This window comes from Acinetobacter sp. ANC 3832 (assembly GCF_002135415.1).
GTDB lineage: Bacteria > Pseudomonadota > Gammaproteobacteria > Pseudomonadales > Moraxellaceae > Acinetobacter.
Map to the genome: position 1 here is coordinate 1 of NZ_NEGJ01000011.1, position 25,881 is coordinate 25,881.

The window sequence follows — 25,881 nt, forward strand, 5'->3', positions numbered from 1 at the left end:
TGACCTGGGCAGTCTACGTGCGCATAGTGACGAGCTGGAGAATCATATTCTACGTGAGAAGTATTAATTGTAATACCACGTGCTTTTTCTTCTGGTGCAGAGTCAATTGCAGCGTAATCTTTCGCTTCACCGCCAAAAGTTTTAGCACATACAGTTGCAATCGCAGCCGTTAAAGTTGTTTTACCATGGTCGACGTGACCAATTGTGCCCACGTTTACGTGTGGTTTATTACGTTCAAACTTAGCCTTAGCCATGATGATCTTCCTCGTTTACGTCGAACACGGGTCAAAACAACTCAGTATCGACATTCGCCTAAAAAACTAGACACCTAAATACTCGAAAAGCAGACTAAATAGCCTGCTTTCTGGAAACTGTGTAGATTAATCTACTAAACTGTATATCTGGAGCTCTTATCGAGATTTGAACTCGAGACCTCTCCCTTACCAAGGGAGTGCTCTACCACTGAGCTATAAGAGCAAATAAATATTCGATGGAGCGGGAGACGAGGGTCGAACTCGCGACATGCAGCTTGGAAGGCTGCCGCTCTACCAACTGAGCTACTCCCGCTTAATGTTGGTACTACTCACTTTCGAAGTATTTAATTGGTGGTGGGAGAAGGATTCGAACCTTCGAAACTTACGTGGCAGAGTTACAGTCTGCTCCCTTTGACCGCTCGGGAATCCCACCTTTTTCACACTTACTTTTCAGTGTTGTTCTTTACTCAACGTTTCAATTTAAGATGGTGCCGGCACACGGATTCGAACTGTGGACCTACTGATTACAAGTCAGTTGCTCTACCAACTGAGCTATGCCGGCGTTTCTTTTGTTTAATACGTTTCGTATCGGAACGGTGTGCAGTTTAGCAAAACTCTGAAACCTTGCAAGTGTTTTTTTCAAAAAAACCGTTAAAAACTTATAAAATCAATCCGTTTGATGATAATTCAACCGCTTTGATCACTGCGCGAGCTTTTATTTGGGTTTCATTCCACTCAGATTCAGGATTTGAGTCTGCAACAAGCCCTGCTCCAGCCTGAACATAGACCTTATTTTCACGAATCACACAGGTTCTAATCGCAATTGACATGTCCATTTCGCCATGCCAGCCTAAATACCCCACAGCACCGCCAAAAATTCCACGTTTTACGGGCTCAACTTCATCAATAATTTCCATTGCACGAATTTTTGGTGCACCAGAAAGTGTTCCTGCTGGAAAAGTTGCTTTAAAAACATCCAAAGCATCAACATCATCTAAAACTTCGCCTTGTACATTAGAAACAATGTGCATGACATGAGAGTAACGTTCGATCACCATTCGATCAGTTACTTGCACTTTACCAATTTTAGAGACTCGACCCACGTCATTACGCCCCAAATCGATCAGCATTAAATGTTCAGCAATTTCTTTTTCATCAGACAATAAATCTTTTTCGAGTGCTAAATCTTCTTCTTTGGTTTTTCCACGTGGACGCGTTCCCGCAAGTGGACGCACAGTCGCAATACCATTTTCTAACCGAGACAGAATTTCAGGAGATGAACCCACCACATGAAATGGCTTTTGATCAGTTAAGGTTTCCCCTTGCACCAAGAATAAATACGGCGATGGATTTAAATGGCGTAATGCGCGATAGACCTGTAAAGGCTCACCATCAAAATCAGACACCATGCGATGCCCAGGGACAACCTGCATCACATCACCCGCTCGAATGTATTCCTTAACGATCTCAATCGACTCTAGATACTTCTCTTTACCTGTGAGTGATTCAAAATGTGGTGCTGTATGTTTCTTTGCTTGCAAGCTAATTGGAGTTGCCAAGAGCTGCTCTAGTACATCTAGTTGCGCTTGTGCTTTGCTATAAGCATCCGCATCATTGGTATCTGCATGCACAATTAGAAATAAGGTATCTTTTAAATTATCAAAAACGATAACGGTTTTAGACAGCATCATCCAAATATCAGGCAAGCCGACAGGATCTGCTTCAGGCATATTGGTTAAGCGTGGCTCAATATAACGCACTGAGTCATAACCAAAGTATCCAACCAAACCACCTGTAAAGCTCGGCAAGGCGGGAATCTCTTTCGTTGTAGGCACTTTAAATTGTGCTAGAAATTCACGAATATACTCAAAAGGATCTGCACACTTTTGAGAATCAATCCCCCCATTTGCTTGCTGAATTGTTAATAAACCTTCATTGCAAGAAAATACGGTCGATTCACCCAGACCAATAATGGAATAACGTGCCCAGTTTTCACCACCTTCTACAGACTCAAATAAATAAGCTTGTTTATGTTCTTTTAAACGTGCAAATACAGAAAGTGGTGTATCTGTATCTGCCAAACGCTGACGATAAACAGGAATCAGGTTATAATCTGCTGTTTTTAATTGTTCAAATTGAGTTTGATTTGTCATGAGGAATTCTCTCTGTTTTCGATTTCACTAAGTAATTAAGATTTAAAATTGACTTAGTGACGCCATCGCAAAACGTTTTTACGGTTCATTCCTCTTCCTTCTCACCAAATTTATAAATTTTTAAGCCAATAATTCTATTAAATCATCCACAATCTGCTGTGGCTGACAAAGCTGTATATCTTCACCATGATTATAGCCATAGCTTACAACAACGCAATCAATCCCTGCACGACGTGCAGCCTCCACATCATTACTCGAGTCACCAATCATCAGTGTCTGCTCGACTGTCGTCTCAAAAGCCTCGACACAGTATAACAATGGTTTAGGATCAGGTTTACGTACTTCAAAACGATCGCCACCTACAACATCATCAAAATAATGACTCATCTGCAACACATCTAGAATCTTTCTTGCAGGTTGCTCAGGCTTATTGGTCACACAAATCATTTTTTTATGATTCTTCAAACCCCAATCTAAAAACTCAATAATACCGTGGAAAGGCTGAGTATCGACACAGGGCTCGGCATTGTAAATTTCTAAGAAAGTATCTAAAAGTTGTTGATGCAATGAAGGATCAACATCACCTTTTAAATACTGCAATGTACTTTGACAGAACAATGATGTTCCTTTACCAATCCAAACACGTACTTGTTGTTCAGTGACTAAAGGTAAATTTAATCGCGCTAAACTTAAGTTCATGGCACGATATAAGTCAAAAGCTGAATCGACTAAAGTTCCATCCAAATCAAATAAAATCAGGTTTCGTTGATCTAACTTGGCAATACTCATTATTTCTACCTAATATTTAACGAACTTTCTTGTTCTCAAAACACATTCATAAAACAAAGGCATGCGATTGCATGCCTTAATCATTCAACAACCATAGGCTTATTTAAAGAATAGCCATGCAATCACTGCCAAAATAATCAGAATAACAATGGTGATTAAACCTAATGATGCATTCTTTTTTTCTTCAACCTGTTGTTGAACCACAGATGGTGTCTCAGGAATTTTGACTGGAGTCGGCGTTGGCGCTACATGAATGTTCACACCTTCAGGTATTGGTGCGGGTTTTGGCACAACAATACGCTCAGGCATTCCTTCTGGGCTCACTGAAGCTTCCGCTCGTTCAGCCAAACTCGGCATACCTTGATGACTCATTTCCTGAGCAGGCGTATCCCGCACAACCTCATCAACAACTTTAGAATCTTCAGTTTTCTCTAAAATTGGCGTTGGAGCAATGAATTCAGAAGTTGCGACAGCTTCAGAAGGCTGAATAATAGCTTGTGGCACTTCTATTACCACTTCTTCAATTTTTGTAGCAACAGGTTCTACTTCAACCACATCTTGATGTGCTTCTGCCAAAGAAGCCTGTGTTGGTGCTAATACAGTAAATTTTAAACTGGCAAATTGAACGATATCTTCGTCTTTCAATAGTTTTTCTTGATCGATGCGAATGTCATTCACATACGTACCATTGGAAGACTTCAAATCTTGCACCCACAGTGCATTTTCTTTCAGTAAAAAGGCAGCATGACGACGAGAAATTTCAGCCGACTGTAAAACAATATCTGCATCTTGATGACGACCGACCAACATATCACGATCAATTGTGATTTCCTGTCCCGAAATCTCATCTGTAATTGCTTGTAATTTCCAAGTCATGAAATTCTCTTCTCTCTGTAATTTTCATTTTATCTTAGCATGACATTACAATGGTTCTATGCGCACACTGTTAAGAATTTGGTTTGATCACCAAGGTTGGCACCTTACCTATCGATTTTTTTAATTGAATATTATCCGTCGGAACAGATTGCTGTTGAATCACAGGTGCTTGCTCAATCACAATAGGCGTCGTCACAGCAGAACTCACTTTCGGTGTTATAGTACCGCCCGATGGAACTTGCTGATATTTTAAAGCAGGCACTACTGGCTGTGGTAAAACAGGTTGAGAACCTTGTGGCGCAGTAATCGGTAAACGCTGTTGATAAATATCTTCTACGTTGGCAGGAAGTTTCGAGAAATTACCATCTTTGTCCATAGCCAATTGCAAGCTATACAATTGATCATAGCGTTGTTGTGAAATTCGACGCACATCATCATTATCACCTACAATCGTTGGATGAATAAAGACTAGAAGATTACGCTTTTCAGATGATTTATTGTCCGCTCTAAACAAACGCCCAATGCCTGGTAAAGAACCTAAACCAGGTAAAGATTGACGGCTATACATACTGTTATCAGAAATCAACCCTCCCAATACTACTGTTTGCCCATGTTCAGCTAAAACAGCCGTTTTAATCGCGCGCTTACTTGTGACAAGATCAGTCGCTTGACCTTTATTTTCTTGAACAGCCGAAACCTCTTGCTCAACTTCTAAGCGTACCGTTCCACCCTCACCTACATGCGGAATAACTTTGAGTGTCACCCCAACATCTTTACGTTCAACCGAAGTATAAGGATTGGCTGTACCACCTCCTGTTGTAACAGAACCTGTTACAAACGGTACATTTTGCCCGACAACAATATAAGCTTCTTCATTATCCATGGTCACAATAGATGGCGTAGACAATAAATTTGATTTGGTATTGGCTTTTAAAGCCTGAATTAAAGCACCATAAAGTTTACGAGAGCCATCAGCACTTTCTTTATAATCACCAATCCCAATAACAGAACCAACACCATTTTTATTTGCTGTGAGTGCTGCTCCTAGACCTGCCGCACCACCAGACAGATAGCCTGCGGCAAGATTTGCAATACCTGCACCTACATTGGAGAAGTTCACCAAACCAACACCACTGGTTAAATCACCCAGCGCCCATTGCACACCCAATTGATCTGCATCATCACCCGCAATTTCAATAATCGCTGCTTCAATTAAGACTTGTTGACGACGGACATCTAACTGTTGAATCGCGGCATCAATTTCACGCATCAATTGTGGATCAGCTTTCACTACCAAAGCATTTTGCGAACTATCTGCAATAATACTGACCCCATTACCATTAAAACTGGTGACATTATTTTGATTATTTTTATTTGATCCACCACCCAAACTAATCGATGGTGTTGAAATACTTGAACTGCCTGAATTTGAACCTGAACTCGATGAATTCGAACCATTACTAATCGAAGCACTCATATTGTTATTCGAACTATTGTTTGATGAATTATTTGAGCTTAAATTCACCGCTTGCCCAGTGACCAACCCTTGCAATATTTCAGCTAAGTTTTTTGCACTGGCATATTTTAATTTAAATACTTTTAAACCACCCAAACGATCAGCTGATGGTACATCCAGCATTTCAATCATATGACGAATACGTTTGCGTGTACCTGCATCCCCCTTGATCAAAATTCGATTGGTTCGTGCATCTGCAATAATACGCACACGCGCACCTGCAAAATCTTTAGAAGAACCCGTTGCAGACATTGAATCCAATAGCGTAATAATTTCTTCAGCCTGACTGGACTGTAAAGTGACTGCTTCAATATCATTTTGCCCTGTTCCATCTAAATTACGAATGATGGTTTCAAGCTGATAAATATTACTGGCACGATCTGAAACAATTAAAGCATTAGTACCTTGTACTGCAGCCATATGCCCAAATTGAGGCATCAGTGGACGTAAAGCAGGAATTAAATCATTTGGATTGGTATTTTCAAGCCAAATGACACGTGTGACGACTTGGTCACCACGTGCACTATTACGCGCATCATAAGGTACACCAGAGTTTTTAACATTACTGTCTGGTACTAAACGAATGGTATTTCCTGAAGGAACAGCAACCACACCATTCACATTCAACACACCCAAAAATAAGTCATATACTTCATTTTTATTTAAAGGCTTATTTGAAATAACCGTTACATTGCCTCGCACTCGTGGATCAACAGCAAAGTTTTTCCCCGTAATATCTGCAACTTCATTAATAAACGCAGTCAAATCTGCATCCCGCAGATTAATTTTCCACGTCTGCGCATAGGTTGCGCTACTAATTGACGCAAGAATGGGTGCTGCTGCAACTAGAGCCCAAAGCGGACGATTATGATTTAAAAAAGCCATAACTTATTATCTTTCCTAATTTTATTTGTAACCCTAGTCACTTACAAACTTTGCTGTATGGTCATCACTTGATCACCACGCTTAATTTCAATTTTTACTTTACCTTCTCGTTTTGCTTGTTCTAACAGTTGTACGTCACTTTGTCCTTGACCCACTGTTTGTCCATTCAAAGAAAGAATGCGATCACCTGATTTTAAACCTAATTTATTTCGTAATGCGGATGGTGTTTGATCGGTGACTTCATATCCTTGACCACCTGCACTGGGATTCACCCCCATGTTTTTCATATACTGTTCACGATCTTCATTCATTTTTTGAATTGCTTGATTCAATGCATGCTGATCTGAATTTGATGATGACGGTGATGGGTTCGATGGTGGTGCACTATTTGGATGTGTTGTTTGCGCAGGCACAATGGGCTGATTTAAATTACCGATACCTGTAAATTTTAATTCTCGTGTCGTGCCATTATTTTGCTTGAGTACCACATGATCCCAATACACTTCTGCAAGTTGATAGGACGTTCCCTCAATGGTTTGTCCAACCAAAATACGGTCTGCAATCTCATTGGTTTTAATCACCGCAGATGAGTAACGACTTGGCTGACCCAATACCACCCCTTGCAATTGCATTGGCAAATTATCATCTGCCTTTTGTGCACTTGAACCTGCTTCATAAAATAATGCAAATGTAGAAATATTTGGGACTTGCGGTTGTTGAGAACCTAGACTGACTTGTTCAGGTTGCATCACCTGAGGGGGTGCAACAACCCACCAAAACATAGAGGCAAGCTTCCAGCACAATGCCAAGATCAATACCAGTAAAACCAAAGGTGCTATTCGATCCGCTTTTTTCCACGAAATATGATCAAACTGTTCTTTAAGATTCATCATTACATACCACCTTGTACCAGTGGTTGACGTGTACTAATCACATAGGTATCTAAGCCTGCTTTGCCATCATATGAAGGTACATTCAGCAATAATCGTTGCGTCAACTGCACATCCAACATCATGCTTTGATCCAACATGATATTTGCCATTTTTTGCGCACGTTGATCTTGAATTTCGATTTTTAATTTTCCGCTTTCATCTTTCACTTGAGCATTTAATGATGGCATATTCATACGATCTTGGCGTTGCCCGAAGGTGTACAGTAATTCCCCACCTGCCCATTGCAACTTACCATCAGCATTGCTAAAACCATTTTCTTTATTTAATTGAAATTGCACATCCGAAAGCTGTATTGCATTTGCAGGCCATTGCCAATTAACAATACTCTTTAATGTTTCAGGTGCAACTTGCCCTGACATTTGTTTAATAATTATTTTTTTACCTAAACTATAGGCAACAATGCCTTGAAGCTGCGTTTGCCCACTATGAATATCAACATTCGCACCTGCACGTAACAGTATCAAATCCAATGGTCGTGTCCGCCACGCTACTGAACCACGTAAATTACCTTTGTGCCAATCCGCTTGCCCTTGCCAAATATTGCCACTTACATTTTGTAAGAGCTGATTATTTTTATAAAATTTTGAAATCAACCATGTTGCTGGGATTTGTAGAACAACAAAAATTAAAAAAGCGATGACCGCAATAATCCACCATGTCATTTGTTTTGATTTTTTATTCATTCAGCCTGTACCAACTTATTCATTTATTCTTCCATGCGAGTTGATGCCCTCTTATCTGAGGTCTATTGGCATATCACAAATACCGCCATACACTGCCTTAATATTCTTAATCTAGAAATACGTTCAAAAATCGAAAGACCCCGCCTACATTATGCATATATTTTGCATATCGCCAATTCACTCGTATAAAAAAACCAAGCTATATTGCTTGGTTTCTTCAATTTTATCTTTTACTCATGACAAAACAGTGAAATTAGATAAGAAAATCTTCTAATTTAGCACCTTTTTCAATCTCAGCAACCAACCAACGAGGTTGTTTACCGCGACCTGTCCAAGTTTCTGCAGCATTATGTTTATTACGGTAGCGTGGTTCAACTGCTTTACGCGTTGTTTTTTTACGTTTATGCGCACCATATTCAATAATTTGCTCTAAACTCAAACCCACTGATTCTGCAATTTGCATAATGCTATTATAAGCATCTTCAATTTCTTGATCTTTTTTTGATTCAATTAAAGCTTCTGCTTGAGCAGTTAAACGTCTTAACTCTTCAACAGAAAGGTTACTAATATCTGGCATCATATAAACTCCACAAAAATTCATTAATAATTATTTGAAATAATTTCATCGCAATAATATTTTTATTAATCCGAATAATCAATAGTTACATGCCAATTTAAATACATAAATAAACAAAACGTATCATTACATAGGATTTTTGTATAAAGATTAAAGTTCACATCAGTATTAAAAAATAAATTGTCCAATTAAAATAGAATAACGAATAAGCTTTTATACTAGATCCACCGATTCCTAAAATGAAAAATAATTTATTAATACTTATATAAGCTCCCTCATTGAACTTTCTATATCCACCATTTCAAATTAAATTTTTTACTATTTTATAGTTTATCTTGTTTATTTCTACTTATGCTTTCCACACTCATCAGTCAGCACTTTTTTATTAATAGCTATTTAAAACATATGATCCGAATATTAAACTATTTGTAATAGAAATACGTTGTTATTTCACGTAAAAAAGAAAACTAAAATTTAAATTAACGCTTTCATATAGTTATTTTAAAAAATCAAAATACAGGTAAAATCATAATAGAAATCTCATTAGAAGTAATTCATTCTAATGAGATTTCTATATTCAAATACTATTTTTATGTCTTAGCTTAAATCATGATTTACAGAGTGTTCTAAAGCCAAAATACTTTCTCGAATTGCTGTTGGAATAGACATTTTTTTCATTTCGACTTTATCTACAAAAACCACAACCGCCTCACCATTTGCAACCACTTGCTGCTGCTGTGTGCTATACAAAACATAGTGCATACGAATGGCACTATTGCGCATTTCTTCCACACGTGCTGTAACTGTTAAAGTATCTGGATAAAATACAGGTTTTAAATACTGACATTGATTAGAAGCAACTACAGTATAAACATCTTGTTCGAAAATATTTAACTGATCAAAATAAGCGATACGTGCGCTTTCAATATAACGATAATACATCACATTATTGACATGACCAAAAGCATCCATATCTCCCCATGCAACTTTTTGTTCATGTGCAATTGGATATTGATTTAATAGTGTCATTATTTCTCTCATATTTTAAATTGAATAAAATTAACATCTTTTTCAAAAATTAAATTAAGTTGTTGAATCAACTCTTCATTTCCATTAAATGTTGATTTAATCCTTAAATAACTCATCAAAATATTATCAGGATATAGTGATAGTAATTGCTCTGCTTCGTATTCCCGTGCTGTAGCCATATAAATATGCCATTTTGCAAAAGTGAAGATTGGCATACTTGGATAATGTGATTCGAATAGGTTAATTTGTTGTTCGACAAAGGCATAATCTGGATTTTGTTTTAATAATTGTTGCTGAAACCATAAATAAAAAACATCTTGATCAAATCGTTCATCTAATAATACCAAAGCCAACGCTTGATGTTGCATGCCCATTTCAGGTAAACGGGTTAACAACTTCAACCATAATTTTTTAGTTTCAAAAGGCAACTCTTTAATTGTTTCTTCAAGCTCTAAATAGCGTTGTTGCAATAACTGTATTTCATCCTGACTGGCTTGATCAAACTGCCCCAATAACTGGATGAGCCATGCTTGTTTAGAAGATGTTTCTAACTGGCCAAATTGTGTGGAATGTAAATAGGTTCGCGGAAATTGCACGGCAAAAGCCGCCCATAATCCCGTGATTCGATCTAAATAAGTTTGATTGACCTGATTCAACCACGGTGAAAGTTCATGTCCATTTAAAAACTCTAAGTGCGTCAAAGCTTGCTGTTCATCATTTTGCGCTAAATAAACTTCAATTCTTTGGATTTCTGCCAATTCAAAAGCTGCGGCTGAACTGGACTCAAGTGCAAGTAAAGACTCTGCATATTGATTTTGTCCAAATAACAAACGTGCTTGAACAATATGCTTTAACAATCCAGATTGATCAAAAACCTGTTGCACAAAAGCTTGTTGCTCATCCTCACCCTGCAAAATCCAAATGACACCCAATTGTTCATAAGGGTGTAAATTATTAAAATTAAGCACATGCGCAAGTTTGCGTTGTTCTTTGGATAAATAACGTTTCAGCCCTAACCAGAACAACTGCATGACCAAACTAAGTAAAAGAATCGTAAATGTTACCAACCAAATATTGGTTTGAATTTGTACGCCATGCCAAAGCACATAAACATAGCCTGTCCCTTCGCCATAACTCAAAACACTTAATATTGCGACAGTAATTAAATTTAGAAAGGCATAAACCCATAAAATATGTTTCATCGGTTTATCCTAAAATAGCCATGCTATTTAATTTTGGAACAGGAAGCATTTGAATTTGCTTAATACGTAATATTTTCTGTTTCAGTTTCTGGCTTTTCGCATCAGGCAATTGATTTAATTGCTGTACAACTTGATTCAACATGGTTTGGTATTCTAAATTTTGCCCACGGTTCAAAGCCTGCTTTGCCAACAATACGCGTAATTGCGCTTCTTTTAAAATAAATTGGCGATTGGCTAAAGTTGGCGATTGATGATCTACGACATCAATCTGCAACCATTTTTGCCAAAAATGTGTTGGTGTAACTTTCGCTGGACTCAGCGTTGGCTGATGAATTTCTTGCTCAATACTTTGATCTATTTGCTGTAACACATCATCCAATTGTTCTTGCTGCCCATTTCGAGCCAATACAAATTGCTGAATACTTTGCTTATCATCAGCAATTGCTTGATGTAGGCTTTGTTTAAGTGCGCTAGCTAATTCATATTGTTCTAATGTTTGTTCAAGTTGTGTTAGCTGTTCAATGGCAAAAACAAATTGTTGTTGTTGAAGTGCGAATTGTACCAATTGTAATTGTTGTTTAATCACGACAAGTGGACTTAAACCTTTTGGTTTTTCAATATCTACATGCTTTTTCTGTATAGCAGAATTCTGCTCAGGTGTCTCTGGCACTTGCCGTTGTATAGCAACTACTTGATCATTTAAATTGGCATTTTTCTGTTCATTTTTATGCAAAGTTTCTTGTATAGCTGTAACCTGTTGTGAAACTTGATAGAAGTCGTAGCTCAACTTTATAAGCCATGCAATAGCGATGATAAATAAAAGAGAAATAAGCTTCTTCATAGTTTCCTTTCTAATTCAGTCATTGCCTGAAGTACAGTATTGGGATCTAAATTCACGATATGATGTATTTTAAAGCAATGTTGATGTTGCTTACTATGATGTTGCAAAATTTGATACAAACGCTCACCCAAAACTAAATAATGGCAATTTTGCAATATTGTTTGATTTTTTTGCGTCAATTGAATCCAATGATGCCAACTTGCCTCACTACTAATACACACCCAATATGGCTGTTCATATTTTGCTAGCGTTTGTTCAAACTGAGTAAATTTTTTAATTGTCGATGCCGGTAAATGCCGCTCATAGAGTAAAAAATTCAATATTTCAATATTTTGATCAAGGCATTGTTGCATCATAAATTGACGACCACCTTCACCTCGCCAAAATGCAATTTTTTTTAAATTTGGAATATTCTTAAATATAGGGAGACTTAGCATTCCTTCTGAGGTTTCAACTTCAGGCACTATACTTTCTATACCATATTCAGCCAATCGTTTTGCTGTGGTTTGACCAACTGTAATCCACTTGATATGACTCAATTGTGAAAGCAACAATCCACTTTCCTGTAAATACTGCATTCCGACATCAACCGCTATAGGGCTGACAACAACAATAATTTGAGTATCTGACAGTTGAGCATAAAGCTGGTGTAAATAAGCTGTATAAGGCAAAGCCTGCAATTCTAATAAAGGTAAATCAAGTACCTGAAAGTGAGTTTGAGCCAAGCATTGTGTTAATGCTTGGGCTCGTTCTACAGGACGTGTATTAATAAATAACATTGCGAATTAATGAAGTGCTTTCAACAATTCACCCGCACCTTGGCTCAGTAAATCTTTTGCCAATTCCACACCCAATTGTTCAGCATCTTGTGAAGAACCTTGAACAACTCCTTGAAGCATAATTTCCCCATCAACACTGCCAACACGACCTTCCAATGTTAGTTGATCACCTGTCAATGTGGCAAAACCAGCGATCGGCACTTGGCACCCCCCCTCCAAATAAGCATTGAAAGCACGTTCAGCACGAACACAAGCATTGGTTTCACTATGCATTAACGGCATAATTAAATCTAAAACTGCAAGATCATCACTACGGCATTCTAGACCTAAAGCACCTTGCCCAACAGCTGGTAAACTTAACGTTGCTGAAAGCGTATGACGAATACGATCATTTAAGGCTAACCGCTTTAAACCTGCACTGGCCAAAATAATCGCATCATATTGACCAGCATCGAGCTTAGACAACCGTGTACCCACATTGCCACGTAAATCAATCACATCTAAATCTGGTCTTTGCTTTAAAATCTGACACTTACGGCGCAAACTAGATGTTCCTAATTTTGCACCCTGTGGTAAATCTTCAAATTTTTCATATTGATTTGAAACAAAAGCATCATAAGGATCTTCACGTTCACAAATAACTGCGAGATTTAACCCTTCAGGCAATTGCATTGGTACATCTTTCATAGAATGCACAGCAAGGTCTGCACGACCATCCAGCAATGCAGCTTCAAGCTCTTTCACAAATAAGCCTTTACCACCAATTTTTGCCAATGGCGTATCTAAAATTTTGTCCCCTTGGGTTACAAAGGTCACTAATTCAACTTTAAGACCTACGTGTAACGTCTCTAATCGTTCACGAATATGTTCAGCCTGCCATAATGCAAGCGGACTTTGACGTGTTGCTATTTTCAAGGTTTTCATCATTTCAGAGCTGCTAAACTTTAAACACTCTAAACTTAACCTGATACCTCAAAAAAGCAAGCAAATTATCAATGAGAGTGTGAATTGAATACAGAATTATAAATTTTGCATTCGTTCTCTAAGCAAAGGTAAATGACGCCGACTAACAGCCAGTTTCTCATCTAACTCTCTACAACGTACTTGATATTGCCCTGAAGACACCAACTCCAAACCATCCAAGTAATCTAAAGAAATAAGTGCATTACGATGAATTCGAATAAATCGATCTGCAAATTCTTGCTCGAGATCTTTCAAGGTTTCATCAATTAATACACTGCCATTTTTATGTCGGACTGTGACATATTTCTGATCTGCTAAAAAATAATAAATATTTTCTATTGGAATCAATTCCAGCCCGCGATAAGTTTTTGCAGCGATTTGCTGTCTTTGCACTTTTTCTTCCATGATTTCTTTTTGTTCTAGGTTAGACATTTGGGCTTGCGTGAGTTTAGTCACATTTTCTAATACTGTTTCTAATTCTGATTTTGCGATCGGTTTAAGCAAATATCCTTTCGCTTGCGACTGTATGGCTTTTAATGCATGTTCATCATAAGCAGTACAAAACACCACCGCAGGCATTGGGTTCATTTGGCTCAAATGCTGTGCACACGTCAGCCCATCCATTTCTGGCATCTGAATATCCAGCAAAATAACATCTGGCTCAAATTGCTGAACCAATTCAAGTGCTTGTTTTCCATGTTGCGCAGTTGCAATAACCTCATGCCCCAATTGCGACACTAATCGAGATAAACGTTCCACTGCAAGTGGCTCATCATCACAAATTAGGATGTCCATTTTTCCTCCTCGCCTTAGTTAACGATGCTTTTTGTAATGTGTTAACCCTGACTTATTTTACTTATATTGATATTGCACAACGGTTGTAAACATTCCATTACCCGCATAACTTTGGAATTGTACAGATCGCCCGAAATGTGCTTTCAAACGCTGCTTTACGTTTTCCAATGCAATACCATGTCCTTCTCTAGATTTTATTCTATCCTGTATAAATGGGTTAGTAATGACTATAGTGACTTGATTTTGCAATATTTCGACCAGTATCCCTATCTTAGCCTCGATTAATTTTTTTTCAACTCCATGAAAAATACTATTTTCAAGCAGTGGCTGCAATGTTAATAAAGGTATTTGTACTTGGCTTAATTGGTCAGGTTGTTGAATATTCCACTCCACTTGCAACCGCTCCCCCAAACGAATCTGCTCAATTGCAATATATTTTAGGCACAGATCAATCTCTTCCTGCAGACTCACCAATTTTAACTCTTGAAAGCTTACTCTAAATAATTTTGAAAGATCGATCAGCATTTGTTCTGCCTTATCTTGATCAATACTGATTAAACTCACTACGCTATTTAAACTATTGAATAAAAAATGGGGATGAATCCGTGCTTGCATTGCTTGTACTCGTGCATTCAACTCACTATTTTGTTGAATAAACCATTGCTCTCGGATGTAGATATAACGCAAACAAAAAGCACCTAACAATGTGCCATAACTCAAATGTAAAACAACATTTTGAGTAAAATCAGCCCATAAAAAATTTTGTAAGGAAAAATGACTTCCCCAATACACGACACAATTTAAAACCAACGTGGTTAACAAAACGATGAGTTGTAATAAGACAAAACCAAAAAGTGAGCTTTGAACCGCATTAAAACTTTGAATCTTTTTCTGAAATATATCAATCATCGCTGCGAATGCAAGCAATATCCAATTGATATATAAAACGTATTGCAACACATGACTGGCTTGTAAATTAGACCAAGATTGCGCCTCTGCCAATGCAAGCAATAAAGCCAAAACATTACTGGCAATAAACAATTCAATTAAATACTGCCAATTACCCATTTTGCTAAAAAAATAAGACGGATGAAAAGATCGCGGAATATTTCGCAGAGATTCATCACGCGAGTCTGCAGCAAGTGAATCTGAATTTGCTATACTCTTGCTAAATCTACTGCTTTTTATTTTACTGAGCCGACATGACCACATCTTCTAATTCCTCAAATCCGTCACAAGCCCAAACTTCAGGCATGTGGGGCGGTCGTTTCGCTGAAGCAACTGATGCTTTTGTTGCTGAATTTACAGCATCTGTACAATTTGACCAACGCTTTTATAAACAAGATATTGCAGGCTCTATCGCACATGCAACTATGCTTGCAAAAGTCGGTGTCCTCACAAGCCAAGAACGTGATGATATTGTGAATGGTTTAAACACCATTCAAGCAGAAATTGAAGCAGGTAATTTTGAATGGCGCATTGACCTAGAAGATGTACACATGAACATTGAGTCTCGTTTAACGAGTCGCATTGGCATCACAGGTAAAAAATTGCATACAGGTCGTAGCCGTAATGACCAAGTTGCAACCGATATTCGCTTATATGTACGTGATGAAATTGATGCAATTCTCAAATTATTAGAAAAATTACAAAAAGGTATTTTGGGTTTGGCTGCTAAAAATACTGACACGATTATGCCAGGTTTTACCCATCTTCAAACTGCACAGCCTGTGACATTTGGTCACCATTTAATGGCTTGGTTTGAAATGTTGGTTCGTGACTCTGAGCGCTTAATTGACTGCCGTAAACGTGTGAATCGCTTACCTTTAGGTTCTGCTGCGCTTGCTGGTACAACTTATCCTATTGATCGTGCCTTCACAGCTGAATTATTAGGTTTTGAAGCCATCTGCGAAAATTCACTAGATGCTGTATCTGATCGTGACTTTGCAATTGAATTCAATGCTGCTGCATCACTCATCATGATGCATTTATCACGTATGTCTGAAGAAATGATTCTTTGGGCATCGGCTCAGTTTAAATTCGTTAACATTCCTGATCGTTTCTGCACTGGCTCTTCAATCATGCCACAAAAGAAAAATCCTGATGTTCCTGAGTTAATTCGTGGTAAAACGGGTCGTGTTTATGGTGATTTAATGAGCCTTTTAACACTCATGAAAGGTCAACCGTTGGCATACAATAAAGACAACCAAGAAGATAAAGAACCCTTGTTTGATGCGATTGATACTGTTCGTGGTTCACTCATGGCATTTGCAGATATGATTCCTGCACTTGTACCAAACATTGAGATTATGCGTGAAGCAGCACTTCGTGGCTTCTCTACTGCCACTGACCTTGCGGACTATCTTGTCAAAAATGGTGTTGCGTTCCGTGATGCACATGAAATTGTTGGTAAAGCTGTAGCACTCGGTGTTACCGAATCAAAAGATTTATCTGAATTAACTTTAGAACAACTACAACAGTTCTCTGATTTAATTCAAGCTGATGTGTTTGAAAAAGCATTAACACTAGAAGCATCTGTGAATGCTCGTAACCACATTGGTGGCACGGCTCCTGCACAAGTCAATGCTGCGATTGAACGTGCTCACCTTCGTCTTGAAAAACTTTACGCTTAAGGAATAATGATATGTCTCGACAAGTATTTTGCCGTAAGTATCAAACAGAAATGGACGGTTTAGACTTTGCGCCATTTCCTGGTGCAAAAGGTGAAGAATTCTTCAATAATGTATCGAAACAAGCTTGGCAAGAATGGCTGAAACACCAAACTACGCTGATTAATGAAAAACGTTTAAATGTGTTTGAACCTGATGCTAAAAAATTCCTTGAAGAACAACGTGAAAAATTCTTTGCGAATGATGAATCTGTTGAAAAAGCAGAAGGCTGGACAGCAGAAAAATAAGGGCTAACCTTCTTTTTTCTACTGGCACCTAACTTTTGATCTAAAAAGACCCTGATTTTCAGGGTCTTTTTTGTGAAGAAAATGATTGTGAAGCTTAGCACCAAAGATCAATACCGTTGCATCCAAGGAATCTGATAAACCTGTGCATGGTGCTCCAGCAACTTTGGCTCAATAAAAATTCTAAAATGAATAGTGGATGAATCATCGCCCGAAGCATCATCTGTAAATAATTTACATACAGTTATGGTGTAGAATCCATCCGTCAGTGGAATAATAAGATCTGCATTGTCTTTTGAAGGAATTCGTTCATCTTCAAACTGAGCCACCATCGTCAAATCTGTGTAACTACTTAAAAATAACTGACCATTCGTTACCTGAATGTCATGACTGAATTTCGTTAAATTATCATCGTGATAAGACTCCTGAATCACTTCAATATTCCAACTACCTCCACCCCAATCATGGGTCTGCCAAATAATCAAAATCTGTTGATTCATTTACTGAATAAAATGTTGCATTAATGGGTCAAACTGCCAGTCTTCACCTACAAATGATTGATATTTTTGGTTGTTTACAATGGATATAAATCCATCCTCATCATTAATCTGAAATTTCACTACACATTCTTTATTATTGATCGCTTAGAATATTGTTTTACCCAATAAATTTAAAATAAATACTCAATTTTTTAGGTTATTTACATAGTCTTCATAAAAACTTACACAGCTTCACAATATTATTAGTGCAAGTTACGTTTATTTTTATTATATTAACTACATCACAAAGAGATATGTTTGTGTAAGCTAAAGCACTATTTAAAAGTTTCATTTTCTTTCCTGAATTTTCCCCAAGATTCAGGAATTTTTTTGTCTTTTTATTCGCCATACATTCGCCAAATAATCTAAACAATAAACATCCTATAGAAGTATTCATCACTTTTTTTTATTTAAAAGGTTTAATAAAAAAAGCTCTACGCGAAAGTAGAGCTTTAAATGGATCGAAATTGAATTAATGTTTATTCGTCCCTTGAACTTTCTCTTCAATTTCTTCAACACTGGTATGGCGCACATCATATCCTTTTGCCATATAGATCACTTGCTCAGAAATATTACGCGCATGATCACCTATACGCTCTAAAGAACGCAGTACCCACATCACATTAATTACACGGCTAATATGACGAGGATCTTCAATCATATAGGTCATCAGTGTGCGTGTAGCAGATTGATACTCACGGTCAATATCAGCATCTGCCAATAATACTTTTAAAGCTTGTTCAGCATCTACACGAGCAAAAGCATCTAAGGCATCATGAATCATCACACGAACTTGGTTACCAATATGACGTGTTTCCATATAACCGCGTGGAGACTCACCTTCTTCACATAAAGTTTGTGCAATACGTGCAATTTTCGCGGCTTCATCACCAATACGCTCTAAATCTGTATTGGCTTTACTCATCGCAATCACCATACGCAAATCAATTGCAGCAGGATGGCGACGCGCTAGAATCAAAGTCAGTTGCTCATCAATTTCACGTTCATAACGATTCACAACATTGTCTTGGAATTGCACATCAATCGCTAAGTTTGCATTGGTATCTAATAAGGCATGGATTGCATTGGCCACTTGTTGCTCGACCAATCCGCCCATTGTCATAAATTTCGTATTCACATCCTGTAAATCTTCATTAAACTGAGAAGAAATATGATGGCTTAAAACAGGATTTGTTGGGCTCAAGTTTTTTACTCCACAAGTAGCGCAATGGACAGTATGGTTTTTTGTTATTAAAGCATAGCAATGATGAATCTTTTATGACAATTTGATCTTGACCCTATTATCTTTATTTCAAGATCAGCCAGGTATTCATCTGTTCGATTTCTTGCTCAGTCAACTGCCCTACTGATGCCTTAAGGCGCAGAACGTTCAGGACATAGTCATATTGTGCATTCACATAATCTTGCTTGGATGCAAATGCATTTCTTTGCGCTAATAGCACATCAACCATACTTTTAAGCCCTTCATTATATTGTGCATGAGATGCTCTTGAAACCAATTGCGAAGACTGCATTGCTGTCTTCCTAGCTTGTAAAGTCGCTTGATCTGTTTCTACCTGAAGAAATGATTTTTTGACATCGGTATTGGCTTTACGAATAGCAGCATCTAATAAAGCTTCTGTTTTTTTGACATTTACTGAAGATTTTTCAATTTTTTTCTTGGTGATTCCACCATTAAAAACACTCCAGTTCATTTCAACGCCAATTTGATCAAATTGACCATTTCCTGAAATGATGGTTTCAGGTGTTTGCTTGTTAAAGCCATAACTTAGAACAGCATCGACTTGCGGATAAAGTGCTGCTTTTTCAACACGACGTTCATCATTTGCATATTGCTGTTGCAAACGTGCTTGAAGAATATCTAAATTTTGACTTTGAGCCAGATTTGACCATTCAAGTAATGATGCTGGAATCGGTTTTTGATATTGAAAATCATCTCGTAATACAGCCAACTGCTCCTGATAAGGTCCAATCAATTGCGCCAATTGTTCTTGAGCTAAAATCAGTTGTACACCTATCGCAATACGATTTGCATGGGCATTTTGATATTGTGCATCGGCCTCACTCACATCACTACGAGCCACTAAGCCTTCTTTCAGCTTAGCATTCATCATCTTTAACTGCTCAAGTAAGGCTTTTTCTTCTTCTAGATTAGTTATTGTTAATGCTTGTTGTCTAAGTACATTAAAATAGGCATCAGCCACATTTAAAATATGTTGTTGCTGTTGTAGTTTCAGTGTCACTTCGCTGAGTTGCACAGAAGTTTTGACTTGTTTATAGCCTTGCCATGCATCTATTCGAAATAAAGGCTGTCGCGCGGTTACAGCAATCTGTTTCGTCGTAGATGTTGATGTCACCAAGTCTTCGGTAGGAAAAAAATTGCCACTTCCTGTATTTGAAGTATCAATCTGATTCATCTCTTGATACTTGCGGGTGATATTTCCCGATAGCGTAACTGTGGGTAATAGATTCCCTCCCGCTATACCCAAATTCAACTGATCAGCCTGATATTGATACACATTGGCTTGCCAGTTTGGATCCGTGCTTTTTGCACGTTGATATGCTTCCACCAAATCAAGTGCATGACTGAATGGACTGAGCATGAACAAGCTTGTGACAAAAAGTGCTTTTTTTTTCATATTCTCATTACGTAAATTTCAAAAGGGAAACAGCTTTCAGATTCAGTATAAATATTTTAAATCAAGATAACATATCCCACTGAGATATCTTTTTTGTTTTGATCAATCTCGCAAATTCTGTTCAAACCACTCATGTTTTATCCATTTTCGTATTATTTTAAAACAACTTTTACTTAATTTACCTATTTATCTCAAAGAATTACAAAACATTTCATTCATTTAGAATAATTTAAGCAAGAATAGCATCTTGTAGCGTTTCTACAATTTCAACCTCTCTATTTCATGTTTAATTTAATGCGTATATGACTCGTCCTTTCCGAAAAGTAACGATTATTTTCTTGCCTCTTATTTTTATATTAAGCAGTTTATTAACTGCTTGTGAAAGACCTGTACCTGAAACTATTCATGCTTCAAAAGAACAACAAACTCCATCCGATACATCACCCGATTTAAATGCAATTTGTGAAAACTTAAAAAAAGAAATGTTGCAAATCAATGCTCAAAGAACCACTTTAGCACTTGAACAAGTCAATCAAGATTTACGAATGTGTTTGTCTTTTTTAGAGTTTCCTGAACAAAAAAAATTGATGCAATTGTCAGAAGATATGTATCAACAATTTTTAGAAGTGCAACGCACACCTGCACAGCAAAAAGCATTTGAAACGTATGCCTTAGATCAATCTCTCTATCCAACCATTCAACAAAGTCATTTTGAACAGCTTAATATTCGTGATCAATATTTGTTAAAACATAAAGGGCAAGCTTATGTTGAGTTGATCGAGCAAGATAAAAACCAAGTCAGTTATCGCCGTAGTCCACAGTATCTCGCCAAAGTATTTGCACCTTACTTACCCGATGCTGAGAGTGAATTTATTGAAGAACTGGCTCGGCAAAATCTTGAAGCCTTTGAATATAATGATCGTCTTAAAATTACTACGGATGAGATTATTCGTAGAGCACAATTTTGGGAAGAGTATCAGAAACGATTCCCTTCCAGTAGCTATGTCAAAGATGCGCAATACCTCAGCCAGATTTATACGGCTCTGCTATTTAAAGGCTTAGATGCATCACCGCTTTCAGAGCATTATGATGGTTTAGATGATTTATCACCGACAACGTTGTCTGAAATTAAACAATTGGCTCAACAAAAAAATAGTGTTCTTGCAGATCAAGCGCGTAAATTTATCATCTTTATGCAAATGAGTCATGAGCAACGTCAGCTCAAAATTCCGCTAAATCATCCTCTTGACCAAAACACACATGCACATGAGTTAACACAAGCCCAACTCAGTCAATACCTCAATTTAAAGAACATTGATTTCAGCGATAAAGCTAAAAAAGACTGTTTCAGTGATGCTGTTTGTCAAATACGTAGCTCTTAATGATTATCTTTAATACTGAGCGTCTATTTCTTTGTATTTAAAGTATTATAAAATAATATTCAATTACCACCAAAATAAAAATGCCTAAATTTGTTTTATACCTACTCTGTGGATTCAGTCTAATGGCTTGTGAAAAGCCAAAAAATTCCGTTGAAATTACAGCTAAAACATCAACTACTCAGTCTGATAGCATCACTCAAAAAACATTGATTAATCATTGTGACAACCTCATTGATCAGCTTAAAAAAATCAATCATAGCAGCAAAATTGAGACCCTTATGCAAGCCAATGTAGACATCAAAAAGTGCCTTCCAAAACTGAATAAAATCCAGATTTATCAAGTATTAGATGCCTCTACACAAATGTATCAACAGTTTTTAGAAACTAAATCAGGCAATGAATCAATGGAAGGATTGAATGCTTATGGATATGTAGCATTTTATCCAGAAAATGCAAAAGATTTAGGTCAAGGCAATGTAAAAACCATTAAGAAATCTTTACCGCAACGTGACCAATATCTGATTGATCAAATAGGTAAAGAATATATTCAATTCTTAGATATTGGTGAGGGTTTATTCGAACTAAAGCGCCATCCACAGTATGTGGCTGATTATTTTGCTGCATCTCTTCCTCCAGCAGATGCTGAATTTATACGACGCATGGCAAAAGACAACACCGATATTTTATATTCTGATTCTGCTATTAGTATTCCAAGAAAAGAACTGGCTCAACGTGCTCTATTTTGGGAAAAGTATATTGCCCAATATCCAAAAAGTAGACTTATCCATGATGCAAAATTCCTACTCAATGAATATCAAAATTTAATTTTTCTCGGTTCTGACAATTCACCTACATTTGAATTTCATGATCACCGTTTCCACTGGGCTGACCCTGAAGCCAAACAAGCGATTGAATGGCTAACAGAACAACCTGATACACAAGTGACTTTATCTGCACAGTATTTCTTGGAAATGATGGCAGAAAGCTATCCTCAGCTGAATACTAAAAATAGCGAACCTTATGATTTAGTCAAAAAGCATTTGAATTTAAAACAGATTAGCGATAATCGTGAATGTCATTCTGATGCCCTATGTTATGACACACCTTAATCCAGATATTTAATGTGAGTGTATTTGCAACAACCCCATGTTAATATTGATCCATCGCTTGACGGAGCGCGAGTAAATTCTCGCTGAGATCATTCAAATATTCAATTTTAGATTATTTGAGGATGAGTACCGTTGAACCTGATCAGGTTAATACCTGCGTAGGAATCAAGCCATCTAAAAACTGACAGCCCAAAGTTTATCGATTCAACTTTTTACATAGAGCCTTTTATTTCTTCTTAAAAGAAAAAATAAAGTGTTTGTTAAAATGAATGTAAGAAGTTTATTGAATTGCAATTTTCTGCATACTTATTCAATACCGATAAATTGCCACCGTTTTTGGTCGTGCTTGATTCGTTGATGTCATTCATAAGGATCATTGTAATGAACCAATTAACGAATCTCTCTTCAACAGATCTTTCTGCTCAACATGAGCAAGATGCCAAAGATTTGTCCCGTATTTTACCCGCTTCATCTAAAGTCTATATCCAAGGTTCACGCCCTGACATTCAAGTCCCAATGCGTGCCATTAGCCTGACTGATACACCTACAGGTTTAGGTGGTGAATATAATCCACCTGTGATGGTATATGACACTTCTGGTGTTTATACCGATCCAAATGTTCAAATTGATTTAAATCAAGGTCTACCCAATGTCCGTGATGCGTGGATTGAAGAACGTCAAGATACTGAACTTTTAGATAATCTATCTTCAGAATTTGGTCAACAACGTGCCAATGACATTCGTACAGCGAATATCCGTTTTGCACATATTTCAAAACCACGCAAAGCGCAAACTGGTAAAAATGTAACGCAAATGCATTATGCCCGCCAAGGCATTGTGACGCCCGAAATGGAATATATTGCGATTCGTGAAAATCAGCGTCAACGTGATGGTGTCGATATGCGCCAACATGTGGGTGAAAATTTTGGTGCAAAAAACTTAAAAGAAATTACACCTGAATTTGTCCGTAAAGAAGTTGCCGAAGGTCGTGCGATTATTCCTGCCAATATTAATCATCCTGAAATTGAACCGATGATTATTGGGCGTAATTTCTTGGTCAAAATTAATGCCAATATTGGTAACTCTGCACTGGGCTCTTCAATTGATGAAGAAGTTGCCAAAATGACGTGGGCAACACGTTGGGGCGCAGATACCATCATGGATTTATCGACAGGTAAGAACATTCATGAAACCCGTGAATGGATTATTCGAAACTCACCTGTTCCGATTGGTACAGTGCCTATTTATCAAGCTTTAGAAAAAGTCGATGGTGTTGCCGAAGACTTAACATGGGAAATTTTTAAAGACACCCTGATTGAACAAGCTGAACAGGGCGTAGATTACTTTACCATTCATGCAGGTGTACTTTTACGTTATGTCCCACTTACTGCAAATCGCTTAACGGGCATTGTGTCACGTGGCGGTTCAATCATGGCGCAGTGGTGTTTAGCTCATCATGAAGAAAACTTTCTCTACACACATTTTGATGAAATCTGTGAAATCATGAAAGCCTATGATGTTTCATTTAGCTTAGGTGATGGCTTACGTCCAGGCTGTATTCAAGATGCCAATGATGAAGCGCAATTTAGTGAACTTCGTACTTTAGGTGAACTAACACACCGTGCTTGGGAACATGATGTACAAGTGATGATTGAAGGTCCTGGGCATGTACCCATGCATATGATTAAAGAAAATATGGATCTACAACTTGAAGTTTGCCAAGAAGCACCTTTCTATACACTGGGTCCCTTAACGACGGATATTGCACCGGGTTATGACCACATTACCTCTGCGATTGGCGCTGCAATGATTGGTTGGTATGGCACAGCAATGTTGTGCTATGTCACACCCAAAGAACATCTAGGCTTACCGAATAAGAAAGATGTGAAAGATGGCATCATCACCTATAAAATTGCGGCGCATGCGGCTGATTTAGCTAAAGGTCATCCCGGTTCACAAGTGCGTGATAATGCACTGTCCAAAGCACGTTTTGAGTTCCGCTGGGAAGATCAATTCAATCTCAGTTTAGACCCAGATACCTCACGTTCAATGCATGATGAAACCATGCCCAAAGATGCACATAAGTCTGCGCATTTCTGTTCAATGTGTGGCCCTAAATTCTGCTCAATGAAGATTACTCAAAACGTGCGAGATTATGCGAAAAATCAGAATATCGCCAAAGAGAATAAAGAGTCAAATCCTGAAGTTGAAGCAGGTCTCAATGCGATGAAAGCCGTTTATCAGGAACACGGTCAAAAGTTGTACCATAAGGTTTAAAGCGTAAAAAAAATATTTGTCTTCCAGATAATCTCAGTTAGGATGAAATAAATGCGTTTCGTTCTGATTGAGTTTATGGACATCCTTCAACAAGCAACTTATAACAACAACGATGTTGAAATCGACTCTCGTGAATCTTTGTATCAAGGATTTATTCAAGTTGAACGAGTGAAATTACGTCATCGTTTATTCAATCAAAAAACGTATACACCTATCATTCAGCGCGAACTCATTCAACGTAAAGAAGCAGCAGGTGTATTGATTTATGATGATCAGCAACAAAAATTTGCACTGATCGAACAATTTCGTGTTGGTGCAATGGATGATCTTGATTCACCATGGCAACTGGAAATCATCGCAGGTGTACTGGATGGTGATGAATCACCTGAAAACTGTATTCGTCGTGAAAGTATTGAAGAGTCTGGATGTGTTATTACTGCCTTAGAGCATTTATTTACCTTCTATCCTTCAGCAGGTGCATGTAATGAAATTTTTCATTTATATGCTGCTCAAGCGACTTTACCGACCGATGGTGGTATATTTGGAATGCCTGAAGAAGGCGAAAATATAAAATTACATCTTATTCAATATGCTGAATTAAATACTTTATTAAAAAGTAAACGGTTAAAAAATGCGCCAATCATTATGGCTTTGCAATGGTTGCGACAGCGTTTAGCAGCATTACCGAATGTCTAGGGGAAAGAC

24 protein-coding genes, 4 tRNA genes and 1 riboswitch are annotated in these 25,881 nt (G+C 37.6%); of the genes, 6 read left to right on the plus strand and 22 right to left on the minus strand.

All coding sequences use genetic code 11. The annotated features are described in order from the left end of the window. From B9T35_RS13965 to B9T35_RS14055, 19 genes are all read right to left on the minus strand, one after another. Window positions 1–254: GTP-binding protein (locus B9T35_RS13965; protein ID WP_228147157.1), on the minus strand; the 254-nt coding region annotated here is incomplete at its 3' end. A 148-nt stretch (window positions 255–402) separates the two neighbouring features. Further along, window positions 403–477: transfer RNA gene (locus tag B9T35_RS13970), tRNA-Thr, on the minus strand. Between the two features lie 14 nt (window positions 478–491). After that, window positions 492–567 (minus strand) — tRNA-Gly (locus tag B9T35_RS13975). A gap of 36 nt (window positions 568–603) precedes the next feature. Beyond that, a tRNA-Tyr gene (locus B9T35_RS13980) sits at window positions 604–687 on the minus strand. A gap of 53 nt (window positions 688–740) precedes the next feature. Next, window positions 741–816 (minus strand) — tRNA-Thr (locus B9T35_RS13985). Window positions 817–913: 97 nt separating this feature from the next. Beyond that, window positions 914–2,407, minus strand: coding sequence for an anthranilate synthase component I (trpE, locus tag B9T35_RS13990; RefSeq protein WP_086191716.1), 1,494 nt, complete (start codon window positions 2,405–2,407; stop codon window positions 914–916). 120 nt (window positions 2,408–2,527) lie between these two features. After that, complete coding sequence (locus B9T35_RS13995; RefSeq protein WP_086191717.1) at window positions 2,528–3,196, minus strand: HAD-IA family hydrolase; 669 nt, start codon at window positions 3,194–3,196, stop codon at window positions 2,528–2,530. Between the two features lie 99 nt (window positions 3,197–3,295). Continuing rightward, complete coding sequence (locus B9T35_RS14000) at window positions 3,296–4,072, minus strand: FHA domain-containing protein (RefSeq protein ID WP_086191718.1); 777 nt, start codon at window positions 4,070–4,072, stop codon at window positions 3,296–3,298. Between the two features lie 70 nt (window positions 4,073–4,142). Next, window positions 4,143–6,473 (minus strand): type II secretion system secretin GspD, encoded by a 2,331-nt coding sequence (gene gspD / locus B9T35_RS14005; RefSeq protein WP_086191719.1) that lies wholly within the window; start codon window positions 6,471–6,473, stop codon window positions 4,143–4,145. A 41-nt stretch (window positions 6,474–6,514) separates the two neighbouring features. Beyond that, window positions 6,515–7,363: a type II secretion system protein N gene (locus B9T35_RS14010; protein ID WP_086191795.1), complete on the minus strand. Its 849-nt coding sequence runs from the start codon at window positions 7,361–7,363 to the stop codon at window positions 6,515–6,517. A 2-nt stretch (window positions 7,364–7,365) separates the two neighbouring features. Then, window positions 7,366–8,109 (minus strand): type II secretion system protein N, encoded by a 744-nt coding sequence (gene gspN, locus B9T35_RS14015; RefSeq protein ID WP_086191720.1) that lies wholly within the window; start codon window positions 8,107–8,109, stop codon window positions 7,366–7,368. 253 nt (window positions 8,110–8,362) lie between these two features. After that, window positions 8,363–8,689, minus strand: a complete 327-nt coding sequence (locus B9T35_RS14020) for an H-NS family nucleoid-associated regulatory protein (protein WP_086191721.1) — start codon at window positions 8,687–8,689, stop codon at window positions 8,363–8,365. A 594-nt stretch (window positions 8,690–9,283) separates the two neighbouring features. Continuing rightward, window positions 9,284–9,715: an acyl-CoA thioesterase gene (locus B9T35_RS14025; protein ID WP_086191722.1), complete on the minus strand. Its 432-nt coding sequence runs from the start codon at window positions 9,713–9,715 to the stop codon at window positions 9,284–9,286. 8 nt (window positions 9,716–9,723) lie between these two features. Next, complete coding sequence (locus tag B9T35_RS14030) at window positions 9,724–10,917, minus strand: hypothetical protein (RefSeq protein ID WP_086191723.1); 1,194 nt, start codon at window positions 10,915–10,917, stop codon at window positions 9,724–9,726. 4 nt (window positions 10,918–10,921) lie between these two features. Continuing rightward, the gene (locus B9T35_RS14035; RefSeq protein ID WP_086191724.1) at window positions 10,922–11,758 is read right to left on the minus strand and encodes a hypothetical protein; all 837 of its coding nucleotides are present in this window, start codon (window positions 11,756–11,758) and stop codon (window positions 10,922–10,924) included. Continuing rightward, on the minus strand, window positions 11,755–12,537 hold the full coding sequence (locus B9T35_RS14040; RefSeq protein WP_086191725.1) for a uroporphyrinogen-III synthase: 783 nt from the start codon (window positions 12,535–12,537) through the stop codon (window positions 11,755–11,757). Before B9T35_RS14040 ends, B9T35_RS14035 begins: the two co-directional genes overlap by 4 nt. A 6-nt stretch (window positions 12,538–12,543) precedes the next feature. After that, window positions 12,544–13,461 (minus strand): hydroxymethylbilane synthase, encoded by a 918-nt coding sequence (gene hemC, locus B9T35_RS14045; protein ID WP_171264293.1) that lies wholly within the window; start codon window positions 13,459–13,461, stop codon window positions 12,544–12,546. A gap of 96 nt (window positions 13,462–13,557) precedes the next feature. Continuing rightward, window positions 13,558–14,295, minus strand: coding sequence for a LytR/AlgR family response regulator transcription factor (locus B9T35_RS14050; protein WP_086191727.1), 738 nt, complete (start codon window positions 14,293–14,295; stop codon window positions 13,558–13,560). Window positions 14,296–14,352: 57 nt separating this feature from the next. Next, window positions 14,353–15,507 carry a sensor histidine kinase gene (locus B9T35_RS14055; RefSeq protein ID WP_086191728.1) on the minus strand — a complete coding sequence of 385 codons (1,155 nt, stop codon included), beginning with the start codon at window positions 15,505–15,507 and terminating at the stop codon, window positions 14,353–14,355. Between B9T35_RS14055 and argH the strand changes: the two genes are divergently transcribed. Further along, window positions 15,498–16,928, plus strand: a complete 1,431-nt coding sequence (gene argH / locus B9T35_RS14060; RefSeq protein WP_171264289.1) for an argininosuccinate lyase — start codon at window positions 15,498–15,500, stop codon at window positions 16,926–16,928. The two genes, B9T35_RS14055 and argH, sit on opposite strands and share 10 nt — an antisense overlap. Window positions 16,929–16,939: 11 nt before the next feature. After that, window positions 16,940–17,212 carry an oxidative damage protection protein gene (locus B9T35_RS14065; protein ID WP_086191729.1) on the plus strand — a complete coding sequence of 91 codons (273 nt, stop codon included), beginning with the start codon at window positions 16,940–16,942 and terminating at the stop codon, window positions 17,210–17,212. Window positions 17,213–17,319: 107 nt separating this feature from the next. Here B9T35_RS14065 and B9T35_RS14070 read toward each other — a convergent pair whose 3' ends face one another. The 3 genes from B9T35_RS14070 to B9T35_RS14080 all read right to left on the minus strand — a co-directional run bounded on the left by B9T35_RS14070 (window position 17,320) and on the right by B9T35_RS14080 (window position 20,372). Further along, complete coding sequence (locus tag B9T35_RS14070; RefSeq protein ID WP_086191730.1) at window positions 17,320–17,709, minus strand: hypothetical protein; 390 nt, start codon at window positions 17,707–17,709, stop codon at window positions 17,320–17,322. Window positions 17,710–18,220: 511 nt separating this feature from the next. Then, window positions 18,221–18,952 (minus strand): phosphate signaling complex protein PhoU, encoded by a 732-nt coding sequence (gene phoU, locus B9T35_RS14075; RefSeq protein WP_086191731.1) that lies wholly within the window; start codon window positions 18,950–18,952, stop codon window positions 18,221–18,223. Between the two features lie 103 nt (window positions 18,953–19,055). Continuing rightward, complete coding sequence (locus B9T35_RS14080) at window positions 19,056–20,372, minus strand: TolC family outer membrane protein (RefSeq protein ID WP_416202447.1); 1,317 nt, start codon at window positions 20,370–20,372, stop codon at window positions 19,056–19,058. Window positions 20,373–20,710: 338 nt separating this feature from the next. On the opposite strand from B9T35_RS14080, the gene B9T35_RS14085 reads away from it, so the two are divergent. The 4 genes from B9T35_RS14085 to B9T35_RS14100 all read left to right on the plus strand — a co-directional run bounded on the left by B9T35_RS14085 (window position 20,711) and on the right by B9T35_RS14100 (window position 25,872). After that, entirely contained in the window at window positions 20,711–21,790 is a 1,080-nt protein-coding gene (locus B9T35_RS14085; RefSeq protein WP_171264290.1) for a hypothetical protein, read from the plus strand. Between the two features lie 122 nt (window positions 21,791–21,912). Beyond that, on the plus strand, window positions 21,913–22,899 hold the full coding sequence (locus B9T35_RS14090; protein WP_086191733.1) for a hypothetical protein: 987 nt from the start codon (window positions 21,913–21,915) through the stop codon (window positions 22,897–22,899). A 52-nt stretch (window positions 22,900–22,951) separates the two neighbouring features. Next, window positions 22,952–23,081: riboswitch (TPP riboswitch) on the plus strand. Window positions 23,082–23,280: 199 nt separating this feature from the next. After that, window positions 23,281–25,176 (plus strand): phosphomethylpyrimidine synthase ThiC, encoded by a 1,896-nt coding sequence (thiC, locus tag B9T35_RS14095; protein ID WP_086191734.1) that lies wholly within the window; start codon window positions 23,281–23,283, stop codon window positions 25,174–25,176. Window positions 25,177–25,251: 75 nt separating this feature from the next. Continuing rightward, window positions 25,252–25,872, plus strand: coding sequence for an NUDIX domain-containing protein (locus tag B9T35_RS14100; protein ID WP_086191798.1), 621 nt, complete (start codon window positions 25,252–25,254; stop codon window positions 25,870–25,872). Window positions 25,873–25,881 lie beyond the last annotated feature (9 nt).